This window comes from Stutzerimonas urumqiensis (assembly GCF_003640395.1).
GTDB lineage: Bacteria > Pseudomonadota > Gammaproteobacteria > Pseudomonadales > Pseudomonadaceae > Stutzerimonas > Stutzerimonas urumqiensis.
This window is the reverse complement of record NZ_RBZQ01000001.1, coordinates 570,136-592,540: the sequence shown is the minus strand read 5'-3', so window position 1 is coordinate 592,540 and position 22,405 is coordinate 570,136. Positions and strand designations below refer to the sequence as shown.

21 protein-coding genes are annotated in these 22,405 nt (G+C 65.0%); 6 read left to right on the top strand and 15 right to left on the bottom strand.

The genetic code is table 11. The features are described from left to right. Positions 1–198: 198 nt before the first annotated feature. Positions 199–2,835 (bottom strand): phosphoenolpyruvate carboxylase, encoded by a 2,637-nt coding sequence (gene ppc, locus D7325_RS03010; protein ID WP_120993920.1) that lies wholly within the window; start codon positions 2,833–2,835, stop codon positions 199–201. 243 nt (positions 2,836–3,078) lie between these two features. Here ppc and D7325_RS03005 point away from each other — a divergent pair, with 243 nt between their 5' ends. Further along, a complete protein-coding gene (locus D7325_RS03005) occupies positions 3,079–3,471 on the top strand; it encodes a DUF4398 domain-containing protein (RefSeq protein ID WP_120993918.1) in 393 nt (130 codons plus the stop codon). A 36-nt stretch (positions 3,472–3,507) separates the two neighbouring features. Beyond that, positions 3,508–4,308 carry a lipotoxin F family OmpA-related lipoprotein LptF gene (gene lptF, locus D7325_RS03000; RefSeq protein ID WP_120993916.1) on the top strand — a complete coding sequence of 267 codons (801 nt, stop codon included), beginning with the start codon at positions 3,508–3,510 and terminating at the stop codon, positions 4,306–4,308. A gap of 68 nt (positions 4,309–4,376) precedes the next feature. Here lptF and D7325_RS02995 read toward each other — a convergent pair whose 3' ends face one another. The 11 genes from D7325_RS02995 to D7325_RS02945 all read right to left on the bottom strand — a co-directional run bounded on the left by D7325_RS02995 (position 4,377) and on the right by D7325_RS02945 (position 16,704). Then, positions 4,377–4,883, bottom strand: a complete 507-nt coding sequence (locus tag D7325_RS02995; protein ID WP_120993915.1) for an O-acetyl-ADP-ribose deacetylase — start codon at positions 4,881–4,883, stop codon at positions 4,377–4,379. Next, a complete protein-coding gene (locus tag D7325_RS02990; RefSeq protein WP_120993913.1) occupies positions 4,880–5,200 on the bottom strand; it encodes a PA3694 family proteiin in 321 nt (106 codons plus the stop codon). The genes D7325_RS02995 and D7325_RS02990 overlap by 4 nt, the downstream gene beginning before the upstream one ends. Before the next feature lie 45 nt (positions 5,201–5,245). Then, positions 5,246–5,992: a TIGR00266 family protein gene (locus tag D7325_RS02985; RefSeq protein WP_120993911.1), complete on the bottom strand. Its 747-nt coding sequence runs from the start codon at positions 5,990–5,992 to the stop codon at positions 5,246–5,248. Positions 5,993–6,036: 44 nt separating this feature from the next. Beyond that, positions 6,037–7,332 (bottom strand): flavohemoglobin expression-modulating QEGLA motif protein, encoded by a 1,296-nt coding sequence (locus D7325_RS02980; protein ID WP_120993909.1) that lies wholly within the window; start codon positions 7,330–7,332, stop codon positions 6,037–6,039. 72 nt (positions 7,333–7,404) lie between these two features. Then, a complete protein-coding gene (gene lysS / locus D7325_RS02975) occupies positions 7,405–8,907 on the bottom strand; it encodes a lysine--tRNA ligase (protein ID WP_120993907.1) in 1,503 nt (500 codons plus the stop codon). Between the two features lie 145 nt (positions 8,908–9,052). After that, positions 9,053–10,148, bottom strand: a protein-coding gene (prfB, locus tag D7325_RS02970) for a peptide chain release factor 2 (protein ID WP_120993905.1) whose coding sequence is annotated in 2 segments (ribosomal slippage) — positions 9,053–10,075 and positions 10,077–10,148 — 1,095 coding nt in all. Because the reading frame shifts where the segments join, the coding sequence is not laid out codon by codon here. Between the two features lie 95 nt (positions 10,149–10,243). Continuing rightward, positions 10,244–10,927 carry a tellurite resistance TerB family protein gene (locus D7325_RS02965; RefSeq protein WP_120993903.1) on the bottom strand — a complete coding sequence of 228 codons (684 nt, stop codon included), beginning with the start codon at positions 10,925–10,927 and terminating at the stop codon, positions 10,244–10,246. 35 nt (positions 10,928–10,962) lie between these two features. Next, positions 10,963–12,072: an NADH:flavin oxidoreductase/NADH oxidase gene (locus D7325_RS02960; RefSeq protein WP_120993901.1), complete on the bottom strand. Its 1,110-nt coding sequence runs from the start codon at positions 12,070–12,072 to the stop codon at positions 10,963–10,965. Between the two features lie 136 nt (positions 12,073–12,208). Further along, positions 12,209–14,305: a molybdopterin oxidoreductase family protein gene (locus D7325_RS02955; RefSeq protein ID WP_120993899.1), complete on the bottom strand. Its 2,097-nt coding sequence runs from the start codon at positions 14,303–14,305 to the stop codon at positions 12,209–12,211. Positions 14,306–14,421: 116 nt separating this feature from the next. Then, on the bottom strand, positions 14,422–16,137 hold the full coding sequence (recJ, locus tag D7325_RS02950) for a single-stranded-DNA-specific exonuclease RecJ (RefSeq protein WP_120993897.1): 1,716 nt from the start codon (positions 16,135–16,137) through the stop codon (positions 14,422–14,424). Between the two features lie 27 nt (positions 16,138–16,164). After that, the gene (locus D7325_RS02945) at positions 16,165–16,704 is read right to left on the bottom strand and encodes a YaeQ family protein (RefSeq protein ID WP_120993896.1); all 540 of its coding nucleotides are present in this window, start codon (positions 16,702–16,704) and stop codon (positions 16,165–16,167) included. Positions 16,705–16,878: 174 nt separating this feature from the next. Between D7325_RS02945 and D7325_RS02940 the strand changes: the two genes are divergently transcribed. Both D7325_RS02940 and bfr read left to right on the top strand, forming a co-directional pair. Further along, on the top strand, positions 16,879–17,097 hold the full coding sequence (locus D7325_RS02940; RefSeq protein ID WP_120993894.1) for a bacterioferritin-associated ferredoxin: 219 nt from the start codon (positions 16,879–16,881) through the stop codon (positions 17,095–17,097). Positions 17,098–17,271: 174 nt separating this feature from the next. Continuing rightward, positions 17,272–17,742, top strand: a complete 471-nt coding sequence (gene bfr, locus D7325_RS02935) for a bacterioferritin (protein WP_120993892.1) — start codon at positions 17,272–17,274, stop codon at positions 17,740–17,742. A 43-nt stretch (positions 17,743–17,785) separates the two neighbouring features. On the opposite strand, the gene grxD is transcribed toward bfr, so the two are convergent. Further along, entirely contained in the window at positions 17,786–18,112 is a 327-nt protein-coding gene (gene grxD / locus D7325_RS02930; RefSeq protein WP_120993890.1) for a Grx4 family monothiol glutaredoxin, read from the bottom strand. A gap of 271 nt (positions 18,113–18,383) precedes the next feature. On the opposite strand from grxD, the gene argF reads away from it, so the two are divergent. Then, positions 18,384–19,304: an ornithine carbamoyltransferase gene (argF, locus tag D7325_RS02925; protein ID WP_120994129.1), complete on the top strand. Its 921-nt coding sequence runs from the start codon at positions 18,384–18,386 to the stop codon at positions 19,302–19,304. After that, positions 19,301–20,407 (top strand): ABC transporter ATP-binding protein, encoded by a 1,107-nt coding sequence (locus tag D7325_RS02920; RefSeq protein WP_120993888.1) that lies wholly within the window; start codon positions 19,301–19,303, stop codon positions 20,405–20,407. The genes argF and D7325_RS02920 overlap by 4 nt, the downstream gene beginning before the upstream one ends. Positions 20,408–20,417: 10 nt before the next feature. Here the strand turns inward: D7325_RS02920 and tadA are convergent, their stop codons facing one another. Further along, positions 20,418–20,891 (bottom strand): tRNA adenosine(34) deaminase TadA, encoded by a 474-nt coding sequence (gene tadA / locus D7325_RS02915; RefSeq protein ID WP_120993886.1) that lies wholly within the window; start codon positions 20,889–20,891, stop codon positions 20,418–20,420. Positions 20,892–20,940: 49 nt separating this feature from the next. Further along, positions 20,941–22,311: a multicopper oxidase family protein gene (locus D7325_RS02910; protein WP_120993884.1), complete on the bottom strand. Its 1,371-nt coding sequence runs from the start codon at positions 22,309–22,311 to the stop codon at positions 20,941–20,943. Between the last annotated feature and the right edge of the window lie 94 nt (positions 22,312–22,405).

Below are 22,405 nucleotides of genomic sequence, written 5' to 3'. Positions count from 1 at the left end.
GGCGCATCTCGGTAATTGTTATGTAGCCGACTGTTCGGCAAAAGGCTGATCACCATACACAGCGCCCCGAATGCCGACAAGCCATCCAAAGTAGCCCCTCGCCCGCTACCAAAGGGGGGTTCGAACGACGGTCTGGACGCCTCGCCGAGACAGATTTCCAGACGCTGAGTGACCGATCGGCAGGACCGTTTTCGCGGCTCAGCCGGTATTGCGCAACCCCGCCGCGATACCCGCCACGCTGACGAGAAGTGCCTGTTCCAGAGGGCTGTCTGCCTGGCTGTCGGCCTGGCGCGCACGGGCCAGCAGCTCCATCTGCAACAGGTGCAGCGGATCGAGATAGGCGTCGCGCAATCCGAACGATTCCAGCGTCTGCGGATTGTTCGCCAACAGCCGTGGCTGGCCGGTCAGCTGAAGCACCACCTCGACCGTCTGCGACAATCGGTCGCGCAGCTGCGCACCCAGCGGTTGCAGGCTCGGCTCGACCAATGCCTGGTCGTAGCGTTCAGCGATGCCATTGTCAGCCTTGATCAGGACCATCTCGAGCATGTCGATGCGCGTCGCAAAGAACGGCCAGCCGGCGCGCATGCGTGCCAGCAGCTCGCCGTGACCGGCCTCGAGCGCACGGGCCAGGGCCTCGCCCCAGCCCAGCCAGGCCGGCAGCATGAGGCGGGTCTGCGTCCAGGCGAAGATCCAGGGAATCGCCCGCAAGCTCTCGATGCCTCCCTCGCGACGGCGGGCGGGCCGGCTGCCGAGCGGCAGGCGACCGAGCTCTCGCTCCGGCGTGGCCTGGCGGAAGTAGTCGACGAACTGCGGATGGCCGCGCACCACGGCGCGGTAGGCCTCGACGCCATCGGCTGCCAACCGGTCCATGAGCGCGCGCCACTCGGGCTCCGGCATGGGCGGCGGCAACAGGGTGGCCTCGAGCACGGCCGCGAGATAAAGGTTGAGGTTCTGCTCGGCGACATCGGGCAGACCGAATTTGAAGCGGATCATCTCGCCCTGCTCGGTGGTGCGAAAACGTCCACCGACCGATCCCGGCGGCTGCGACAGGATGGCCGCATGCGCCGGACCGCCGCCCCGCCCGACCGTGCCGCCACGACCGTGAAAGAGCAACAGGTCGACATCGCGGGCGCGGCACACCTCGACCAACCGTTCCTGCGCACGGTACTGCGCCCAGGCGGCGGCGGTGGTGCCGGCATCTTTCGCCGAGTCGGAATAGCCGATCATCACCTCCTGCGTTCCGCCCAGCCGCTCGCGGTACGCGGGCAGATCGAGCAACCGTTCGATGACCGGCCCGGCGCGATCGAGGTCATCGAGCGTCTCGAACAGCGGCACCACGCGCATCGGCCGGCGCAGGCCCGCCTCCTTGAGCAGCAACAGGACCGCCAACACGTCCGATACTCCGTGCGCCATCGATATGACGTAGGAGCCGAGCGACTCGGCAGGCGCCTGGGCGATGACGCGGCAGGTCGCCAGCACCTCAGCCGTCTCGGCGGCGGCCTGATAGTCGCCCGGCAGGAGCGGCCGAGGGCTGGCCAGCTCGGCCTGGAGAAAGGACAGCCGGCGCTCTTCGTCCCACGCCTGGTAGTCGCCCAGCCCCAGATAGCCGGTGATCTCCGCCAGGGCGCTCGCATGACGATCGCTGTCCTGGCGGATATCCAGCCTCACGAGGCTGGTCCCGAAGCAGGCCACACGGCGCAGGCAATCCAGCAGGGCGCCGTCGGCGATCGTGCCCATGCCGCAGGCGTGCAACGACCGGTAGCACAGCGCCAAGGGCTCGCGCAGCGCAGCCCGGTCGAGCACGGCGTTTTCAGGCGGCGCGACATCTTCCTCCAGCGCTGACTGCGCCCAATCGCGCGTCTCGCGCAGGCGAGTCCGCAGCTGCTTGAGCACTGCCCGATAGGGTTCGCCCTCGTTGCCGGCATGCTCGATCAGCTCGGGCGTGGCGCGGTGCATGGACAGCGCCGCGATCAGCGCTTCCAGCTCGCGCAGGTAAAGGTCCGCCGCCATCCAGCGCGCCAGCAGCAGGACACGCCGTGTGACCTGCGCCGTCACATTCGGGTTGCCGTCGCGGTCGCCGCCCATCCACGAAGCGAAGCGGATTGGCGCCGCCTCCAGCGGCAACCGCTGACCGGCCTGTTGCCGCAGGCTGTCGTCGACGCGCCGCAGCAGGTTCGGCAGCGCCTGCCAGAGGGAATTCTCGATCACGGCGAAACCCCACTTCGCCTCGTCGACCGGGGTCGGGCGCTGACGACGGATTTCCTCGGTATGCCAGGCCTCGGCGATCAGGCGGTGCAGGGACTGTTCCGTTCGTTCTCGCTCACGCGGCGTGAGATCGTCGTGATCGCGCGCCGCCAGCTGGGCGGCGATGGCGTCGTACTTCTGGATCAGGGTCCGCCGTGCAACCTCCGTCGGATGCGCCGTCAGCACCAGCTCGATGTCCAGCCCCGCGACCTGCTCGCCGAGCGCGGCGCCGTCGTGCCCGGCCTCGATCAGCCGTTGCAGCAGATCGTCGAAGGCGATGTCCTCGAACGGCTCCCCATCCTCGGCACGGCGCCGTCGCACCCGGTGTTGCTGCTCGGCAATGTTGGCCAGGTTCAGAAACTGATTGAACGCGCGTGCCATCGGCAGCAGCTCGTCCGGTGCGAGCCCATCTAGCGTGCGCTGCAACTCGTCGGCCGCCGGGTTCGAGCCGCGCCGCGCCGCCTTGGCGCTCTTGCGGATGTGCTCGACCTTGTCGAGAAAGGCATCGCCCTGTGCCTGCCGGATGGTCTGGCCCAGCAATTCCCCGAGCAAATGCACGTTCTCTCGCAGGTGCGCATCGATCTTGGTCATATCGCTCCGTTCTCCTGTCGACCGGACAGCGAGGGTCGATCGCCGTCCGTTTAACAAGCCTAGCCGTCTAACGCGGCATGTTGCCCGTTCCCTCAGACGCCGAACGCACGGAACGATTCAGCGACACGACCCTCACAACCATATGCCTTGACGCCAATAGACCGGCCTTGTTGTACCGGTTTTCGTCGGCTTTGCCTCTCGCGGAAGAGGAACGTCCACAACGCTTTCTACCGGAGACCGAGAATGATCAAGACACTGACAACCGAGCGCTCTTTGTCCGCCGCCCCCAAACTGGCCGCCCTCGCATTCGGCGGTCTGCTGCTGGCAGGCTGCGCGGGCAATCCACCGAATGAGCAGTTCGCCGTGACCGAATCGGCCGTGCGCGGCGCGGTCAGCGCAGGCGCCACGGAGTATGCGCCTGTGGAAATGCGTGCAGCGCAGGAAAAGTGGCGCGAAGCCGAGCTGGCGATGCAGAAGGAAGACTACGAAAAAGCGCGCCGCCTGGCCGAGCAAGCCGAATGGGACGCGCGCGTCGCCGAGCGCAAGGCCCAGGCCGAGAAGGCCCAGGCAGCCGTGGAGCAAGCTCGCGAAACCATCGAAGAGTTGCGCCAGGAAAGCCTGCGCAGCGTGCAATAAGCCGATCCAGCCCATTTCATACGAGGACCCTTCGACATGCGAACACTCGTCAAGCTTCCAACCCTCCTCGCGCTGAGCATCGGACTGGCCGCATGCGCGTCGCAACCGACCGATCAGCTGCAGCAGGCCCGCACTGAGTTCAGCGAACTGCAGAGCAATCCGAAGGCCCAGCAACTGGCCGCGCTGGAGCTGCAAGACGCTTCCAAGATGCTCGACAAGGCCAACGAGGCCTTCCTCGAAGACGCCAGCGAAGAAAAGGTCAACCAGCTCGCTTACCTGACGTTGCGCCGGATCGATCTGGCCGAGGAAACCATCGACCTGCGCCTGGCCGAGCAGAACCTGGAAAAAACCGCAGCCATGCGGGCCGAGGCCAAGCTGTCGGCGCGCAATATCCAGCTTCAGCAACAACAGGCCGAGATCGCCAAGCTGCGCGAGCAACTGCAAACCAAGCAGACCGAACGCGGCACCCTGGTGACCTTCGGCGACGTGCTGTTCGCGCTCGATCGCGCGGAGCTCAAGCCGAGCGGCATGCACGCGGTGCAGACACTGGCCGACTTCCTGAAGGAAAATCCCGAGCGTCACGTGATCGTCGAGGGCTACACCGACAGCACGGGTTCGGAGGCCTACAACCAGCGGCTGTCCGAGCGCCGCGCCGATGCGGTCACCACGGCGCTGGTTCGCATGGGCGTCGACCCGCGGCGGATCGTCTCGCGCGGCTACGGCGAGCAGTACCCGGTAGCCAGCAACGACACGCCGACCAACCGCGCGCTGAACCGCCGCGTCGAAGTCACCATTTCCAACGACGACAATCCGGTCGCACCGCGATCATCGATGTAAGCGGTAAAGAAAAAGGGGCGCCAAGCAGACTGCTTGGCGCCCCTTTTTTTGTCCGCTCTCCGTACGTATCAGCCCGCCGTCAGCGCAGCCCGATACAGGTCGGCCATGTCGGCCGAAAACGCCACCAGCACGACGCGCTCGAGAGGCGAACCAGCGGCTTCGGCATGACGCAGCTGGCTCGCCGCGACCCGTGCCGCCTGCGCCGGCGGGTAACCGTAGATGCCGCAACTGATCGCCGGGAACGCGAGGCTGCGCAGACCGTTCTCTTCGGCCAGCGCCAGGCTGTTGCGATAACAGGCCGCCAGCAGGTCGGGCTCACCTTGGTCGCCGCCGCGCCAGACCGGCCCGACGGTGTGGATGACATGGGGTGCCGGCAACCGGAAGCCGGGCGTCAGCCTGGCCTCGCCCGTCGGGCACCCTCCAAGGCGACGGCAGTAGGCGAGCAACTCGGGACCGGCCGCCCGATGGATCGCGCCGTCGACGCCGCCGCCACCGAGCAGCGACTCGTTGGCGGCGTTGACGATGGCATCGACCCTCAGTTGGGTGATGTCGCCCTGCCAGACCTCGATGTTCATGGCGTTTGGCCCTGTTCTTCGGCAATGCAGCGCACGGCGCGCTTGCGATCGTCGACCAGCACACCGGTCAGCCCCTTCTGCTCGGTATCGAACAGCACCAGCACGCCATCGATGCATTGCGCCACTTGCGTGGCGGGCTTCAGCGAGACCTTGTAGTCCTCGCCAGGGACGGTCTTGAGCATGGTGTAGTCGTTGAGCAGCAGCGCGTCCTGCGGCTTGGCGAAATGAACGTAGCCGTAGTACGAAAGCACCGCGACCGTGCCGAGGATGCTGGCCACAGCGGTGATGATCAGAGGAATCGGGTTGCGTTCGGTCATGGGATCTCTCGGTTCGGGGAGCCTGCCAGTTGGCCGGCTGTTCGCTCAGCGGCCGCCAGCGCGGGTTTCGCCGCGGGCCTGATAGGTCGCTTCGTAGACGCGTTCGGCGAGTCGGGAAAACGGCAGACTCTGAATCCACACGCTCCCGGTGCCCTTGAGCGTCGCCAGCAGCAGCCCTTCGCCACCGAACAGCATGCTGCGCAGGCCGCCCGCCAGCTGGATGTCGTAATCGATGCCCTGGGTGAAGGCGACCAGGCAGCCGGTGTCCAGCCGCAACGTTTCGTTGTTCAGCTCCTTGCGGATCACCGTGCCGCCGGCGTGGACGAAGGCCAGGCCATCACCCTCCAGGCGCTGCAATACGAAGCCCTCGCCGCCGAAGAACCCCGCTCCGATGCGCTTGCTCAAGGCAACGCCCACGCGCGTACCGTAGGCCGCACAGAGGAAGCTGTCCTTCTGGCAGGTCAGCGTGCCGCCAACCTGGGCCAGATCGATCGGCACCACCATGCCGGGGTACGGCGCGGCGAAGGCCACCCTCGCCCGCCCCGAACCCTCGTTGGTGAAATGGGTCAGGAACAGCGACTCGCCGGTGAGCATCCGCTTGCCCACGCCCCACAGCTTGCCGAGCATGCCGCTGGACGAGCCATCGCCCATGCGCGCCTCGAAGCGTACGCCTTCGGTCATGTAATTCATGGCGCCGGCCTCGGCGATCACCGTCTCGCCGGGGTCGAGCATGATCTCGACGCTTTGCGCGCCGCCACCGAGGATGTCGTAGTCGAGCTGATGACTGGGCATGGAAAGCTCCTTCGCTGTCGCAGCGCGTCGCGTTCCGGGCGCGCTCAGATGATGTTGGCGTAATCCGCTTCGATGCGGTCGAGACTCAAGTGATTGAGGAAGTTCGAAAAGCACATCCAGGCCGATAGCGCGTTGAGGTCCTGGAACTGCGGCGGCAGGTATTTGGGCGGCACCACCATGCCTTCGTCGACCAACTGACGGAGCGCGCGCATGTCTTCCAGGGTGGTCTTGCCGCAGAACAGCAACGGGATCTGCTCCAGCTTGCCCTTGCGCACCGCGAGCTGGATGTAGTTGTAGATCATGATGAAGCCCTTCAGATACGACAGGTCCTTCGTGAAGGGCAAGCCGGCGGGTGTCGAGCCGCGAAATACCCGGCTGGCGTTGCTGTAGCACTCGTCGTCGCCGTAGCCCTGCTCGCGGAAGAAGGCAAAGACATCCAGAAAATCGGCGCCCTCTTCGGCCATGTGGATGGCCCGCGTGCGGTTGGTCAGCTTGCGAAGGCGCGTCGGGTAGGATGCGAACGCGATGACTTCCATCAGGATCGCCAGGCCTTCCTGGGTCACGGTGGACGACGGCGGCCCCTTGGCCAGGAAGGTGCAGATCGGCTGGTTCTGGCCGTTCAACGTCGTGCCGACATGCACCAGCCCTTCGTGCACTTCCAGCGCGCGCACGTCGCGCTCGTTGAACAGCGCGTCGCTGCGGATCTTGATGTAGTCGGCGCCGGCCGCCGCATCGGCGAGAATCCCGTCGGACTCGAAAACCCGGATGACGCCCTCGCCTTCACCGAACACCTGGTCCAGCCTTCGTTGCAGCAGCTCCACCGCCTGCTTGGCATTGAGCTGCTTGGGCTCGTCCTTCAGATCGCCGCGATCGGCAATGTTGTTCAGGTAGTCCGACAGCATCAGGCCGAGGTCGGCCAGGGTCGGATCGCCGGCGTGGAAGGCGTCCGAGGCGGCGCCGTAGAGCTCCTGGGAGATCAGGCCGAAGTCCGCGGTTCCACGGGCCTCGAGCATGCGGATGACCATGCGGTATTCCTTGCACATGCGCCGCATGATCTGCCCGACCGGGTTGAACTGGCCAAGCTGCCGCGTGATGTCACGCTCGATGTCCTGGAATTCCTGCTTCTTGGCTGCCGAATCGAACGACAGCGGCCGGCTCTCGTAATAGCCGCGATCGACCGGCGGCAGCGTCTTGCAGCCGGCTTCGAAGAAGCCACGGCGAACCGTGTCGTCCCACTTGACCGCATCCAGCACCCGCACCGGCGTCTGTGCCTCGACGATGCGGTCGGACAATGCACGCACCGTGCTCTGGTATTCGTCCAGGTTGTTGCGGGTGTTCATCGCGTTACCTCCCCCAGTCAGCCCCGGCCTTCAGGCCCGGGGCGCGTCCGCCAACGGGCTCAACGGACTGTCTCAGGCCTGCGGACGCATGTGAGGGAACAGAATCACATCGCGGATGGATGGCGAGTCGGTCAGCAGCATCACCAGGCGATCGATGCCGATGCCCTCACCCGCGGTCGGCGGCATGCCGTATTCGAGCGCGCGGACGAAATCGGCATCGAAGTGCATGGCCTCGTCATCGCCGGCGTCCTTGTCCTTGACCTGCTGCATGAAGCGCTCGGCCTGGTCTTCGGCGTCGTTGAGCTCGGAATAGGCGTTGGCGATCTCGCGACCACCGATGAACAGCTCGAAGCGGTCGGTCACGCTCGGGTCGTCATCGCTGCGGCGCGCCAGGGGCGACACCTCGAACGGATAACGGGTAATGAAGGTCGGCTGCTCGAGCCGGTGCTCGACGAGCTCTTCGAAGATCATCGTCTGCAGCTTGCCCAGCCCTTGGAAGCCTTTCACATCCGCTCCGGCCTTCTTGGCGATGGCGCGCGCGCGGTCGATGTCCTTCAGGTCATCGGCGCTGATGTCGGGGTTGTACTGGAGGATCGAATCGAACACCGAAAGCCGCGCGAAGGGCTCGCCGAAGTGGAAGACCTTGCCCTGATAGGGCACGTCGGTGGTGCCGAGTACCGCCATGGCCAGCTCGCGGAACAGCTCCTCGGTCAGGTCCATGTTGTCTTCGTAGTCGGCGTAGGCCTGGTAGAACTCGAGCATGGTGAACTCGGGGTTGTGCCGGGTCGAGACGCCTTCGTTGCGGAAATTGCGGTTGATCTCGAACACCCGCTCGAAGCCACCGACCACCAGGCGCTTGAGGTACAGCTCGGGCGCAATGCGCAGGAACATCGGCAGGTCGAGCGCGTTGTGGTGCGTCTCGAACGGCTTGGCCGCCGCGCCGCCGGGGATGGTCTGCAGCATGGGCGTCTCGACTTCCAGGAAGTCGCGCTCGGCGAGGAAGCGACGGATGTGCCCGATCACCTGGGAGCGCACGCGGAAGGTGTGACGGGTTTCCTCGTTGACGATCAGGTCGACGTAGCGCTGGCGATAGCGCTGTTCGGTGTCGGTCAGGCCGTGGTGCTTGTCCGGCAGCGGACGCAGCGACTTGGTCAGCAGGCGCACGCCGGTCATGTGCACGTAGAGGTCGCCCTTGCCGGAGCGGGCCAGGGTGCCCTCGGCGGCGATGATGTCGCCCAGGTCCCAGTGCTTGATCGCCTCCAGCGTCTCGGCCGGCAGGCCCTTGCGGTCGACATACACCTGGATGCGGCCGGTCATGTCCTGAAGGACCATGAAGGCGCCGCGGTTGAGCATGATGCGTCCGGCCACCTTGACCGGAATCGCCGCCGCCTCCAGCTCGTCCTTGCCCTTGTCCGCGTACCGCTTCTGCAGGTCATCTGCATAGCTGTCGCGGCGGAAATCGTTCGGGAAGGCGCCGCCCTTGCTGCGCTCTGCGGCAAGCTTTTCCTTGCGCAGCGCGATCAGTTGGTTTTCCTCTTCCTGCAGGGCGTGCTGGTTCAGCGGTTGTTCGCTCATGGTTTCAAATGCCTGGCGCGTAAAAGAATGAATCGAAATGGGATGAATGGAGCATGGGAGCGATTGGACTCGTAGGGTGGGCTTCAGCCCACCAGGGCCTGCGCCTTCTCGGTGGGCTGAAGCCCACCCTACGGGCTCCGACAGTTCAAAGCCCCTGTTTGAGGCTCGCCTCGAGATACTCGTCGATATCGCCATCGAGCACCTTGTCGCAGTCGCTGCGTTCGACCCCGGTACGCAGATCCTTGATGCGCGACTGGTCGAGCACATAGGAACGGATCTGGTGACCCCAGCCGATATCCGACTTGCTGTCTTCGAGGGCCTGCGAAGCGGCGTTACGCTTCTGCATTTCCTGCTCGTACAACTTGGCCCGCAGCATTTTCATGGCGGTGTCCTTGTTGGCGTGCTGGGAGCGCTCGTTCTGGCAGCTGACCACGGTATTGGTCGGCACGTGGGTAATCCGCACCGCCGAATCGGTCGTGTTGACGTGCTGGCCACCGGCACCCGAGGACCGGTAGGTGTCGATCCGCAGGTCGGCCGGGTTGATCTCGATCTCGATGTTGTCGTCGATCTCCGGCGAGACGAACACCGCGGTGAACGAGGTATGCCGACGGTTGCCGGAGTCGAACGGGCTCTTGCGGACCAGCCGGTGCACGCCGATTTCCGTTCGCAGCCAGCCGAAGGCGTATTCGCCCTTGATGTGCAAGGTGGCGCCCTTGATGCCGGCGACCTCGCCTTCGGACAGCTCCATGATGGTGGCGTCGAAGCCGCGCTGATCCGCCCAGCGCAGGTACATGCGGAGCAGCATGTTGGCCCAGTCCTGGGCCTCGGTGCCGCCGGAGCCGGCCTGGATGTCCAGGTAGCAGTTATTGGCGTCCATCTCGCCGCTGAACATGCGGCGGAACTCGAGTTTCTCGAGGATGCCGCGCAACCGGTCGACCTCGGCAGCCACGTCAGCGACGGCGCTTTTGTCGTTTTCCTCGACGGCCATGTCCAACAGATCGCGCGAATCGCTCAGGCCACCGCTCAGGTCATCGAGCGTATCGACGATCTGCGCCAGCTGCGCGCGCTCGCGGCCCAGGTTCTGGGCGTATTCGGGTTTGTTCCAGACGTTCGGATCTTCGAGTTCGCGCTCGACCTCGGTCAGGCGGTCACGCTTCTGATCGTAGTCAAAGATACCCCCGAATGGTCTGGGTGCGGTCGGACAGGTCCTTGATGCTGTTGAGGATAGGGTTGATTTCCATGGCTTCAGCACTCTCGGTCTGGCGGTTCGAAAAGCCGGCGAGTATAGCGCAGGCGTCCGGGCCTGACAGCCCGCCGGCTGGGGTTGCGTCGCCGATCAGGCGCTGCGGGCCTGATCCTCGAGTTGGCGCTTGAGGGCCGGATCGAGTCTGAGCTGGCGGGCCAGTTCGTCGAGATAGGCACGCTCCATGTACTGATCCTCGTCGGTCGCCATGAGGCTGACGAGGTACATTTCGGCCGCCATTTCGGGGGATTTCGCGGCGGCCGCGACGTCGGCCGGGTCGAGCGGTTTGTTCAACTCAGCCTGCAACCACCGGCGCAGCTCGGGTTCGTCCGTCAGACCTGCCATCTGCGCCTCGATCTGCTGCCGCTCCTGATCGTCGACATGCCCGTCTGCCTTGGCCGCGGCCACCAGCGCCTTGAGTACGGCCTGGCTGTGCGTCTCCTGGTCGGCGGGCGATACCCGATCCACTGTCTGCGGCGCTCCCTGAGGTGCGCTGGCCTGCTGCGCCTGCCAGGCGCTATAGGCCTTGTAGGCGAGCATCCCGAGCGTCGCGAGCCCACCATACTTGGCGGCCTTGCCGCCGAGGCGGCTGGTCTTGCGGCCGCCCAGCAGCATGCCCATCGCGGACGCCGCGAGCGCATTGCCGCCCTTGCCGGACAGCAGACTGGACAGGGAACCGCCCGACAGGCCGCCGCCATGCGATCCCGGACGCGCTTGTTGTTGCAGGACCGATTGGCCGGATTTGAGCAACTGATCGAGCAGGCCACGGGTCTTCATGGTGTCTCCTTTAAGGGGAATGAGGGAACGTGAAATCAGTCCGGCAGCCAGGGCACCTTGCGGATCGGCGTGTCGCGCGATGCGGCGCGCACGTACTGCGCCGGCCACGGAACCGACTTGTCTCTCAGGTACTCGGCAGCATGCAGCGGCCAGTAGGGATCGCGCAGCAGCTCTCGGGCCAGCAGGATGAGATCCGCCTGCCCGGTGCGGAGCACGTGTTCGGCCTGCACCGCCTCGGTGATCATGCCGACGGTGCCGGTCGCGACGTCCGCGCCCCGGCGGACCTGCTCGGCGAAGCCTGTCTGATAGCCCGGGCCGACGGGAATCTCGGCGTTGGCAGCGGTCCCGCCCGATGAAACATCGATGAGGTCGACGCCGACGGCCTTCAATCGCCGCGCCAGCTCCACCGTATCTTCGGGGTTCCAGCCATCCTGTACCCAATCAGTCGCCGAAAGCCGCACGAACAGCGGCAACTCGTCAGGCCAGACGGCACGGACCGCCTCGGTAACGCGCAGCAGCAGGCGGATGCGGTTGTCGAACGAGCCGCCATAGGCGTCCTGGCGCTGGTTGGAGAGCGGCGACAGGAACTGATGAAGCAGATAGCCATGTGCCGCATGGATTTCAGCGACCTTGAAACCGGCCGCGAGAGACCGCTCGGCCGCCACCACGAACGCCTCGATGACCGCCTCGATGCCCGGCTCGTCGAGCGCGGTGGGCACCGCATGTTCAGGATCGAAGGCAATCGCCGACGGGCCGACCGGCGTCCAACCGCCCGCGGCGACCGGCACCGAGCCATGCTTGCCCAGCCACGGCTGCCAGGTGCTGGCCTTGCGTCCGGCATGGGCGAGCTGGATGCCGGCGAAGGCACCCTGGGCCTCGATGAAGCGCGTGATCCGCCGCAACGGTTCGACATGCTCGTCCGACCAGATGCCGAGGTCCTCCGGCGAAATGCGGCCCTCCGGCGTGACGGCGGTGGCTTCGATGATGACGAGCCCGGCACCGCCTACGGCGCGGCTGCCAAGGTGAACGAGGTGCCAATCGTTCGCCATGCCGCCGCGGGCCGAGTACTGGCACATCGGCGATACGGCGATCCGATTCGGCAACTGAAGCTGACGCAACGTCAGCGGTGTGAACAACTGGTTCATAAGCGCCTCATCGCCGGGTCGATGCTGTATGGACCCTCCGAGACGCTGTCCGTTTCCGGCTCGACCGCCAGGATCTCTTCCGATCCGACGCGCTCGGCGAGAAGAGACGCAGCCGGCCCCGCCGCGTAGCTGCCCGCTACGCCGCCTCGACTTCCACCGGCACGCCGTTGAGCACCGCGTTACCGGACACTCGATCGAGTTGCTGTTCGTCGGTCAGGTCATTGGCGCTGGCGCCGGGCTGAAGGCTCGCGATCGAAAGGCGCACACCCGGCTGCCGATGGCCCCAGCCATGCGGGAGGCTGACGACACCCGGCATCATGTCGTCGCTCGCCGCGACCTCCACCTCGATCAGACCGACCCGCGAGCGCACCCGGACGCGCTGTCCGTCGGTCAATCCGCGGCGCGCCAGGTCGTCCGGGTGCATCAGCAACTGATGACGCGGCTTGCCTTTCACCAACCGGTGATAGTTGTGCATCCAGGAATTGTTGCTGCGCACATGGCGGCGCCCGATCAGCAGGAGTTCGCCGTCACGCGGCAGCGGCTGGCTGGCGAAGCGGGCCAGGTCGGCAACGAGCACCGCAGGCGCGGCATTCACCCGGCCATCGGCGGTCTTCAGCCGCGCCGCCAGGTTGGGACGCAACGGGCCGAGATCCAGTCCGTGCGGGTGCTCGCGCAGGCGATCGACGCTGAGCCCGAGCGCCGAGCCATCGCCATGAGGACCGGCGCGCAAGCCGAGATCGATCAGCTGGCGCGGCGCTACCGTCGGCTTGAGCGGCACGCCCGTTCGTGCGGCGTAGGCCCTGGCCAGGCCGACGAATATCTCCCAGTCATGCCGGGCACCTTCCTGCGGCACCAGCACCGGCTCGTTGAAGCGCGTGACGTTACGCACGGCGAGCAAGTTGAAGGTGGCGTCGTAATGATCGTGCTCCAGCGGCGCGGTTGGCGGGAGAATCAGATCGGCATGACGGGTCGTTTCGTTGAGGTAGAAGTCGATGCTGAGCATGAAATCCAGGCCCGAGAGCGCCGCCGACAGGCGCGACCCGTTCGGCGTCGACAGCACCGGATTACCCGCTACCGTGACCAGCGCCCTCACCTGCCCCTCGCCTGGCGTGAGCATTTCTTCGGCCAGCGCCGCGACCGGCAGCTCGCCGCCGTATTCTGGCAACCCGGAGACGCGGCTCTGCCAGCGGTCGTAATGCCCGGGCGAGGTCGTCGCGACCAGGTCCACCGCCGGCTCCGTGCAGAGCGCGCCGCCGGGTCGATCCAGGTTGCCGGTGACCAGGTTGATGAGCTGGACCAGCCACTGGCAGAGCGTTCCAAAGGCCTGGGTGGATACGCCCAGCCGGCCGTAGCAAACGGCGTGCTCGGCCGCAGCGAACTCACGCGCGAGGCGCCGGATGGCCGGTGCCGGCACGCCGCACCGCACGCTCATCGCCTCCGCCGTGAAGGCGGCAATTGCGGTACGCACCTCATCGAGGCCGGCCACGGAAAGGTGCGAGGGGCGGACGAGCCCTTCCTCGAAGAGTGTGTTGAGCAGCCCGAGCAACAGGGCCGCATCCTGCCCCGGACGGATGAAGAAATGCTCGTCCGCGATCGCCGCCGTCTCCGTGCGCCGCGGGTCGACCACCACCAGACGCCCGCCGCGCGCTTGCAGCGCCTTCAGCCTGCGCTCGACGTCCGGCACGGTCATGATGCTGCCGTTGGAGGCCAGCGGGTTGCCGCCGAGTACCAGCATGAAGTGGGTCTGATCGATGTCCGGTACCGGCAGCAGCATCCCGTGCCCGTACATCAGGTGCGAAACCAGGTGATGCGGGAGCTGATCGACCGAGGTCGCCGAGTAGCGGTTGCGCGTCTTCAGCAACCCGAGGAAGTAGTTGCTGTGGGTCATCAGCCCGTAGTTATGAACACTGGGATTGCCCTGGTAGACCGCCACGGCGTTCGCACCGTGACGCTCGCGCACCGAGGCCAGACGCTCTGCAACCTCGGCGAACGCCTCGTCCCAACCCACCGGCTGCCAGGTCTCGCCTACCCGGCGCAGGGGCTGGCGGATGCGATCGGGGTCGTTCTGGATGTCTTGCAGCGCGACGGCCTTGGGGCAGATATGGCCACGGCTGAACGGGTCGTCAGGGTCGCCCTTGATCGAAACGATTCGCTCGCCCTCGGTCACGATACTCAGGCCGCATATCGCTTCGCACAGGTGACAGGCACGGTGATGCAGGGTGGTCTCGCTCATGGCGGCGCTCCCGGTTCTTGTTATGACCGGAGCAATCTAGGCCGTGAGATGAGGGGCCGCAATCGGCCGACCCTCGGTAAATGGCGACCATTCAGATGATGGATCGGAAGGGTCGCTCAGCGCGGCGCGAGATGGCTCACGAGCAGCTGGACGCTTTCGCGACCGCGGTATTCGTTGACGTCCAGCTTGTAGGCAAGCTCGACCCAGCGCACGTTGGGATTGGGCCAGGCGTCCCGATCGATGTTGAAGGCGATCCCATCGAGCGTCAGCGTGCCGCACTCGGTTTTCACCGTCAGCTTCAGGTGCCGCTCGCCAACGAGCCGCTGCTGAACCAGTTGAAACGCACCGTGAAAGAGCGGCTCGGGGAACTGCTGGCCCCACGGCCCGGCCTGGCGAAGGGTGCGGGCAAGCTCGAGGTGAAACTCCTCAGGGCCAAGCTGGCCGTCGGTCAGCAGCTGACCCGAGAGATCGCCCTCCCCGAGCTGGCGGCGCGCTTCGGCATCGAACGCAGCGGCGAAGGCACCGAGATTCTTCTGTTCCAGGGAGAGACCGGCCGCCATCGCATGGCCGCCGAACTTGCTGATCAGGCCCGGATGGCGCGCTGCAACCGCATCGATCGCATCGCGAATATGGAAGCCGGGAATCGAGCGGGCCGACCCCTTGAGCAGCCCGTCGCCGGCATCGGCAAAGGCGATGGTCGGGCGGTGGTAGCGCTCCTTCAGCCTCGAGGCGAGGATACCGATCACGCCCTGATGCCATTCCGGGTCGAACAGGCAGAGCCCGAACGGCAGGTCGTCGACCGCCAGCTCCTTCAGTTGCGCCAGCGCCTCGCGCTGCATCGATTGTTCGATGGCCTTGCGATCCTGATTGAGCTGGTCGAGCTGTACCGCCATGTCCCGAGCGCTCGCCTCATCCTCGCAGAGCAGGCACTCGATGCCGAGCGACATATCGTCCAGACGGCCGGCGGCGTTGAGACGCGGCCCGAGAATGAAACCAAGGTCGGTCGCGGTGATGCGAGCCGGATCGCGCCCGGCCACTTCGAGAATCGCCTTCAGCCCCGGCCGGGCGCGGCCCGCCCTGATCCTGGCCAGCCCCTGGTGAACGAGAATGCGGTTATTGGCATCCAGCGGGACGACATCGGCGACGCTGCCCAAGGCGACCAGATCCAGCAGGTCACCAAGATTCGGCTCGGCGATGCCGCGTCGTGCGAACCATCCCTGAGCCCGCAGCCGCGCTCGCAAGGCCAGCAAGACGTAGAAGATGACCCCGACCCCGGCAATGCACTTGCTCGGAAAGGCGCACTCGGGCTGATTCGGATTGACGATGGCGTCGGCGGGCGGCAGCTGCGGCCCCGGCAGATGATGGTCGGTGACCAACACCGTCAGCCCCGCCTCTTTCGCCGCACGGACGCCGTCCACGCTGGATATCCCGTTGTCGACGGTGATCAGAAGATCGGGCCGACGCTCGCAGGCGACCGCAACGATCTCGGGTGTCAGCCCATAGCCGAAGGTGAATCGGTTGGGCACCAGGTAGTCGACGTGCTCGGCACCGAGCTGGCGCAATCCGAGGACGCCGACCGTGCTGGCCGTCGCGCCGTCGGCATCGAAATCACCTACCAGCAGGATGCGCTGGCGGGTTTCCAGCGCCTGCACCAGCAGCTCGACCGCCCGATCGATGCCCTTCAACTGATCGTACGGAATCAGCCTGGCAAGGCCTTTGTCGAGCTCGGATGAGACACGCACACCACGCGCCGCATAGACGCGGGTCAGCAGCGGCGGCAGGTCGCCGAGGTCGGGCAGCGTTTCCGGTAACGGACGAGGCGCTATGCGCATTCGATTACCTGAGCGTGGGGCGCCGCATCAGCGTTCGCCCTTGAGCCATTGAAGTGGAATCTCGTGCTGGCCGCGCTCGTCAGTGACGAACAGGCTTCCGTCGCTGATCATCACCGACCACTGGACGCTGCGCGGCAGCCCGTCGGAAAGCGCGCTGAGCGCGTCCTGATCCAGCGCGGCGACGGACAGGTTCTTCACCGCCCGAACGGAGTCGAGCACCTTGCTCTGCCACACGCGCGTATTGCCATAGGCCAGCAGGCTGACCCGCTCCGCCCGGCGCGAACACCAGACCAAGCGATCCGCGTCCGGCTGGCCGACCTCGATCCAATGCAGCACACGACCGTCCAGGCTTCTGATCCAGAGCGCGGGCTCGTCGACGTCCGAAAGTCCTCGGCCGAACGCCAGTTGTTCGTCACTCCACAACGCATGGGCAATCAGCCGCGCCGCCAGCCGCTCTTCGGTTTCGGACGGATGCCGGGCAACGGTGAAGCGCGTGTTTTCATAAACGCCGCGGTCAAGATCGGTAAGGTTCAACTCGACCTTGTAGGGCGTGGCTTGTAGCGCCATACGGGGATAGACCTGCAAAAGAGGGCCGGCAGTCTAGCAGAACGAACACGACCATCTCACCGAAACCCGACCACATGGAAAACCGGCGACAACGCAGCGCCCGACGAAGCATCTTTGACACTCATTCTCATTCTAATTAGTATCAGCGCATCACACACATTCGGGTGGTAGTAGATGTACGTCTGTCTTTGCCAGGGTGTTACCGATGGCCAGATTCGCGAAGCCATCTATGAAGGTTGCTGCAGCTACCGAGAAGTCCGGGATACGCTCGGCGTAGCGACTCAGTGCGGCAAGTGCGCCTGCACGGCCAAGCAGATCGTCCGGGAAACGCTGAGCGACCTGCACAACGCGCAAACGGCGATTCCGCAACACCCGGGTTTTACCCACGCCTAAGCGAAGCTTCGCAACGAAACTTCGCCAGTGCTATCAAGGCTTTACTGCCCAAGTGCGGAACCGAAACATTCTTATTCGGTTTTAAAGCCAGCCTTTTCAATGACTTAGGTTTGACAGACGCAGAGCCGGTGGCCAGACTTTTCGGCAACGTCCGCGGCTTCAAGGCATACCGACATGAAAGGCGACAAGCTGGTCATACAGCACCTCAACAAGATTCTTGGCAATGAGCTGGTAGCGATCAACCAGTACTTCCTGCATGCACGCATGTATGAAGACTGGGGCCTCGGCCGGCTGGGCAAGCATGAATACGAAGAATCCATCGATGAGATGAAGCACGCCGACAAGCTCATCAAGCGCATCCTGTTCCTCGAAGGCCTGCCCAACCTTCAGGAACTCGGCAAACTCATGATCGGCGAGAACACGCGCGAGATGCTGGAATGCGACCTGCGACTCGAGCAAAAGGGTATTCCGGACCTCAAGGCGGCGATCGCCTATTGCGAGAGCGTGGGTGACTACGGCAGCCGCGAATTGCTCGAGGACATTCTCGAATCCGAGGAAGAACACATCGACTGGCTGGAAACCCAGCTAGGCCTGATCGGCAAGGTAGGCCTCGAGAACTACCTGCAATCGCAGATGGATGAATAAGCCATCGAAAAATAAAAAGCCCCGGAAACGGGGCTTTTTTGGTTCAGGCGTTCGCCTTTTCGACGGCGCTCTTGATCATGGGTTGCAACTCACCCTTCTCATAAAGCTCCAGCATGATGTCGCTACCGCCGACCAGCTCGCCATCCACCCACAATTGCGGGAAGGTCGGCCAGTTTGCATATTTCGGCAGGTTCGCGCGGATTTCGGGGTTTTGCAGGATATCGACGTAGGCGAACTTCTCGCCGCAGCCCATGACGACCTGCGCGGCGCGGGCGGAAAATCCGCATTGCGGGGCGTTCGGCGAGCCCTTCATATAAAGCAGCACCGGATTCTTGCTGATCTGCTCTTTGATAGTTTCGATGATTTCCATGGGGCACCTCGGCTATTCACGACCGGGGCGATTGTAGCGGAACTCACACGCGAAACCGAGCGATGCCCGGTCGCTTAACCGAGCGGAATGCTCGGTTTTAGCCCCGGCACGGGCAGAAATCGCATCCCCCGGGTGCCCAGCCCGGTTGCATTGCGCCTGTTCGCGATTTGTCGATAAGATCGCGCCTTTCCCGTTTTCACGGCCCACCGCTCCCAGGCAGTGAGCGCCGTCGGCTTTCCGCCCGGGAACCGCAGAAATGAAGGTAGTCGACGTGAGCGCAAGGCATTTTCTTTCTCTACTGGATGGCACGCCCGATGAGCTGAAAGCTCTGATTCGTCGCGGCATCGAGCTGAAAGACCTGCGCAAGCGAGGCGTGCTCTTCGAGCCGCTGAAAAACCGCGTGCTCGGCATGATTTTCGAGAAAGCCTCGACCCGTACGCGCCTGTCCTTCGAAGCGGGCATGATCCAGCTCGGCGGACAAGCGATCTTCCTGTCCCCGCGCGACACCCAGCTCGGACGTGGCGAACCGGTGGCCGACTCCGCCATCGTGATGTCCAGCATGCTCGATGCGGTGATGATCCGCACCTTCGCGCACGACACGCTGGTCGAGTTCGCTCGTCATTCGAAAGTACCTGTGATCAACGGCCTGTCCGACGATCTGCACCCGTGCCAGTTGCTAGCCGACATGCAGACCTTCCATGAGAGCCGCGGCGACATCGCCGGCAAGAAGGTTGCCTGGGTCGGAGACGGCAACAACATGTGCAACACCTACATAGAAGCCGCCATGCAGTTCGATTTCGAGCTGTCGATTGCCTGCCCCGAGGGCTACGAGCCCGAGGCTCGCTTCCTCGCGCAGGCGCGCGACCGTGTGCGGCTCGTGCGCGATCCTCGTGAAGCCGTGGCCGGCGCCCACCTCGTCTGCACCGATGTCTGGGCATCGATGGGGCAGGAAGGCGAGGCCGAGGCGCGGCTGGAGCGGTTCCGTCCGTATCAAGTCGACTGCTCACTACTCGACCTGGCGTCGCCCGAGGTGCTGTTCATGCATTGCCTGCCGGCTCACCGTGGCGAAGAGGTCAGCTGCGATCTGCTGGATGACCCGCGCTCCATCGCCTGGGAGCAGGCCGAAAACCGCCTCCATGTGCAGAAGGCCCTGCTGGAATTGCTCATCGAACCGGCCTATCACCACGCATGACCCACGAAACGGTCCTCACCCTGCGCGACGTCGCTTGTGGCTACGGCGCTCAGCGCGTCGTGGCGAACCTCAACCTGCGCCTCAATCGTGGCGATATCGGCTGCCTGCTCGGCCCCTCCGGCTGCGGCAAGACGACCACGCTTCGAGCCATCGCCGGCTTCGAGCCCGTGCATCAGGGAAGCATCGAACTGGCGGGCACGGTGCTGTCTCGGGAAGGGTTCACCCTTGCGCCCGAAAAGCGCCGCGTAGGCATGGTGTTCCAGGATTACGCCTTGTTTCCGCACCTCACCGTTGCCGAGAACGTCGGCTTCGGCATTCGACGACACCCGGAACGCGACGCCAAGGTCCGCGAATTGCTGGACCTGGTGCACCTGGGCTCGCTGGCAAGCCGTTACCCACACGAACTCTCCGGCGGTCAACAGCAGCGCGTCGCGCTGGCGCGGGCGCTGGCACCCGAGCCGCAACTCCTGTTGTTGGACGAGCCCTTCTCCAACCTCGATGGCGAACTGCGTCGACGGCTGAGCCATGAGGTGCGCGACATCCTCAAGGCACGCGGCACCAGCGCCATCCTGGTCACCCACGACCAGGAGGAAGCCTTTGCCGTCAGTGATCACGTCGGCGTGTTCAAGGATGGTCGCCTCGAGCAGTGGGACACGCCCTACAACCTCTACCATGAGCCGCTGACACCCTTTGTCGCCAGCTTCATCGGCCAGGGTTATTTCATACGCGGCGAGCTCTGCGCGCCCGAGACCGTCCGTACCGAACTCGGTCCGATCAGCGGTAACCGCGCCTATAGCTGGCCGACCGGTAGTTCGGTCGACGTCCTGCTGCGTCCCGACGACATCGTCTACGCGCCCGACAGCGCACTGAAGGCGCGGATCATCGGCAAGACCTTCCTCGGCGCAGCGACGCTCTACCGCCTTTGCCTGGCAACCGGAACCGAGCTGGAGGCGATCTTCCCGAGCCACACCGACTGCGTGCCCGGCGAGGAAGTCGGCATCCGCGTCGCGGCCGATCACCTGGTGTGCTTCCACAGCCAGGGCAGCATCGCCGCACACGAGGCCGTCCCGCAAAGCGGCGTGCGTCGTTACAGCGCCGGCTGAGCCGGCGCACTCAACGGCGGCGGCGGAAGAACTCCGTCAGCACCTGTCCGCACTCTTCGGCGAGCAACCCGCCTTCCACCAGAACACGGTGATTGAGAAAGCCCTGCTCGAAGAATCGCCCGCGGCTGATCGCCATCCCGGCCCGAGGCTCGGCCGCCCCAAACACGACACGCTGCACCCGCGCGTGGACGATCAACCCGGCGCACATGCTGCACGGTTCCAGCGTCACGTAGAGCGTACTGCCGGGTAGACGGTAGTTCTCGACGGCCGCGCAGGCTCGCCGAATGGCGACCATTTCCGCATGAGCGCTGGCATCGCGCGTCATGATCGGACAGTTGAAGCCAATCCCGACGACCTGCCCCTCGGCGACCAGCACGGCCCCCACAGGCACCTCGCCCTGCTCTGCACCCAGGCGCGCCTGCTCCAAGGCAAGTCGCATGAAATGCTCGTCGCGCGATCGGTCGATGATCAGGGGCTTTTTCATCCGATTCCTTCGCCTGCCGCGGGCTGGCGTACCTGCGGAAAGGCTCGATTCAGACCACTTCGATGGCGGCCATCAGGCCGGTCTCCATGTGATCGATGACATGGCAATGGAACATCCACACGCCTGGATTATCCGCCACGAGCGCCACCTTGGCCGTCTCGTTCTTGCCGAGCAGATAGGTGTCGGTGAAATAGGGCTCGATCTTTCGCCGGTTCGAAGCCAGCACCTTGAAGCTCATGCCGTGCAGGTGAATCGGATGCTGGTACTGCGCCATGTTGCGCAGCTCGAATAGGTAACTCTGGCCCAGCTTGAGGCGGGCGATCGGCCGATCGGCGCAGGTTTTGTCATTGATGTCCCAGGCCTGCCCATTGATTTGCCAGAAGGTGAATCCGCCTGTCTTCACCGGACTGGACAGCGCGCCGGCCCACTCGAAATTGAACGACAGCGTCTCGGCCGTCTGCAGGTCAGGTTCGGAGAGCGGATTCGGCGGCAACGGCGCGGGCCAGTCGCCGGCAGGTTGCGACGTTGCCAGGCCGCGAAGCGTCGCCAGCCGCAGCGGGCCGTTACGCAGGGATATCTCCCGCCCGTCGTCCGGCGCGCGAAGTGCCAGGTCTATCCGCATCCCCGGACCGAGCCAGTACTCCTTGCCCAGCGGACGGGGCGCGATGGGGTTGCCATCCAGGGCATAAAGCCGGGCGTCGCCCTCGGACAGGTTCAGTCGGTAGGTGACCGTGTTGTCCAGATTCAGGATCCGCAGGCGCACCACATGGCCGGCCGGCAGCTCCAACACCGGCAGACGCTCGCCGTTGATGGTCGTCAGGCGGCCGCGCGTACCCTCCCGGGCAGCCTGCCGCGGCACGCTGAAATCGGTGAAGGCGCCCTGCTCATCCACGTGCCAGGTCTTCAGGCCAAGCGTCCGTTCATGTTCGAAGCCGGTCGGTTGCGCCTCTTCGACAATCAGCGGCCCCACCAGCCCACGCCCCAGTTGCTCGGCACTGCTGGTATGCGGGTGGTACCAGAAGGTCCCGGCATCCTGCGTGAGGAAACGGTAGTCGAAGTATTCGCCCGGCAGGACGGGCAACTGCGAGACGTAGGGCACCCCGTCCATCTCCAGCGGCAGGCGGATGCCGTGCCAGTGAATGGTGGTCGGCTCGGGCAGGTGATTGATGAAGCGCACCCGCAGCCAATCGCCCTGGCGCGAGCGCAACTCCAGTCCGGGCGCTTGTCCGCCATAGGTCCAGGCGGGCGTCTGGTGGCCCGGCACCAGCTCAAGATCCGCCGGGGCGGCGATCAGCTCGTAGTCATGCGTGTCGGCGAACAGCGGCCGACCGAGCCAATAACGCACCCCGGCCGTCGCACCTAGGCCAACCACGCCCAGACCGGCCAGGCCGGCGAGTACTTGTCTACGGGTAATGGACATTCGGGTCTCCTGAAACTGCAAGGCGGCCCATCAGGCTCTGGTGAACACCTGCTCTGGCGGCAGGCTGACGAGCGATACGAGCACACAAGCTCGT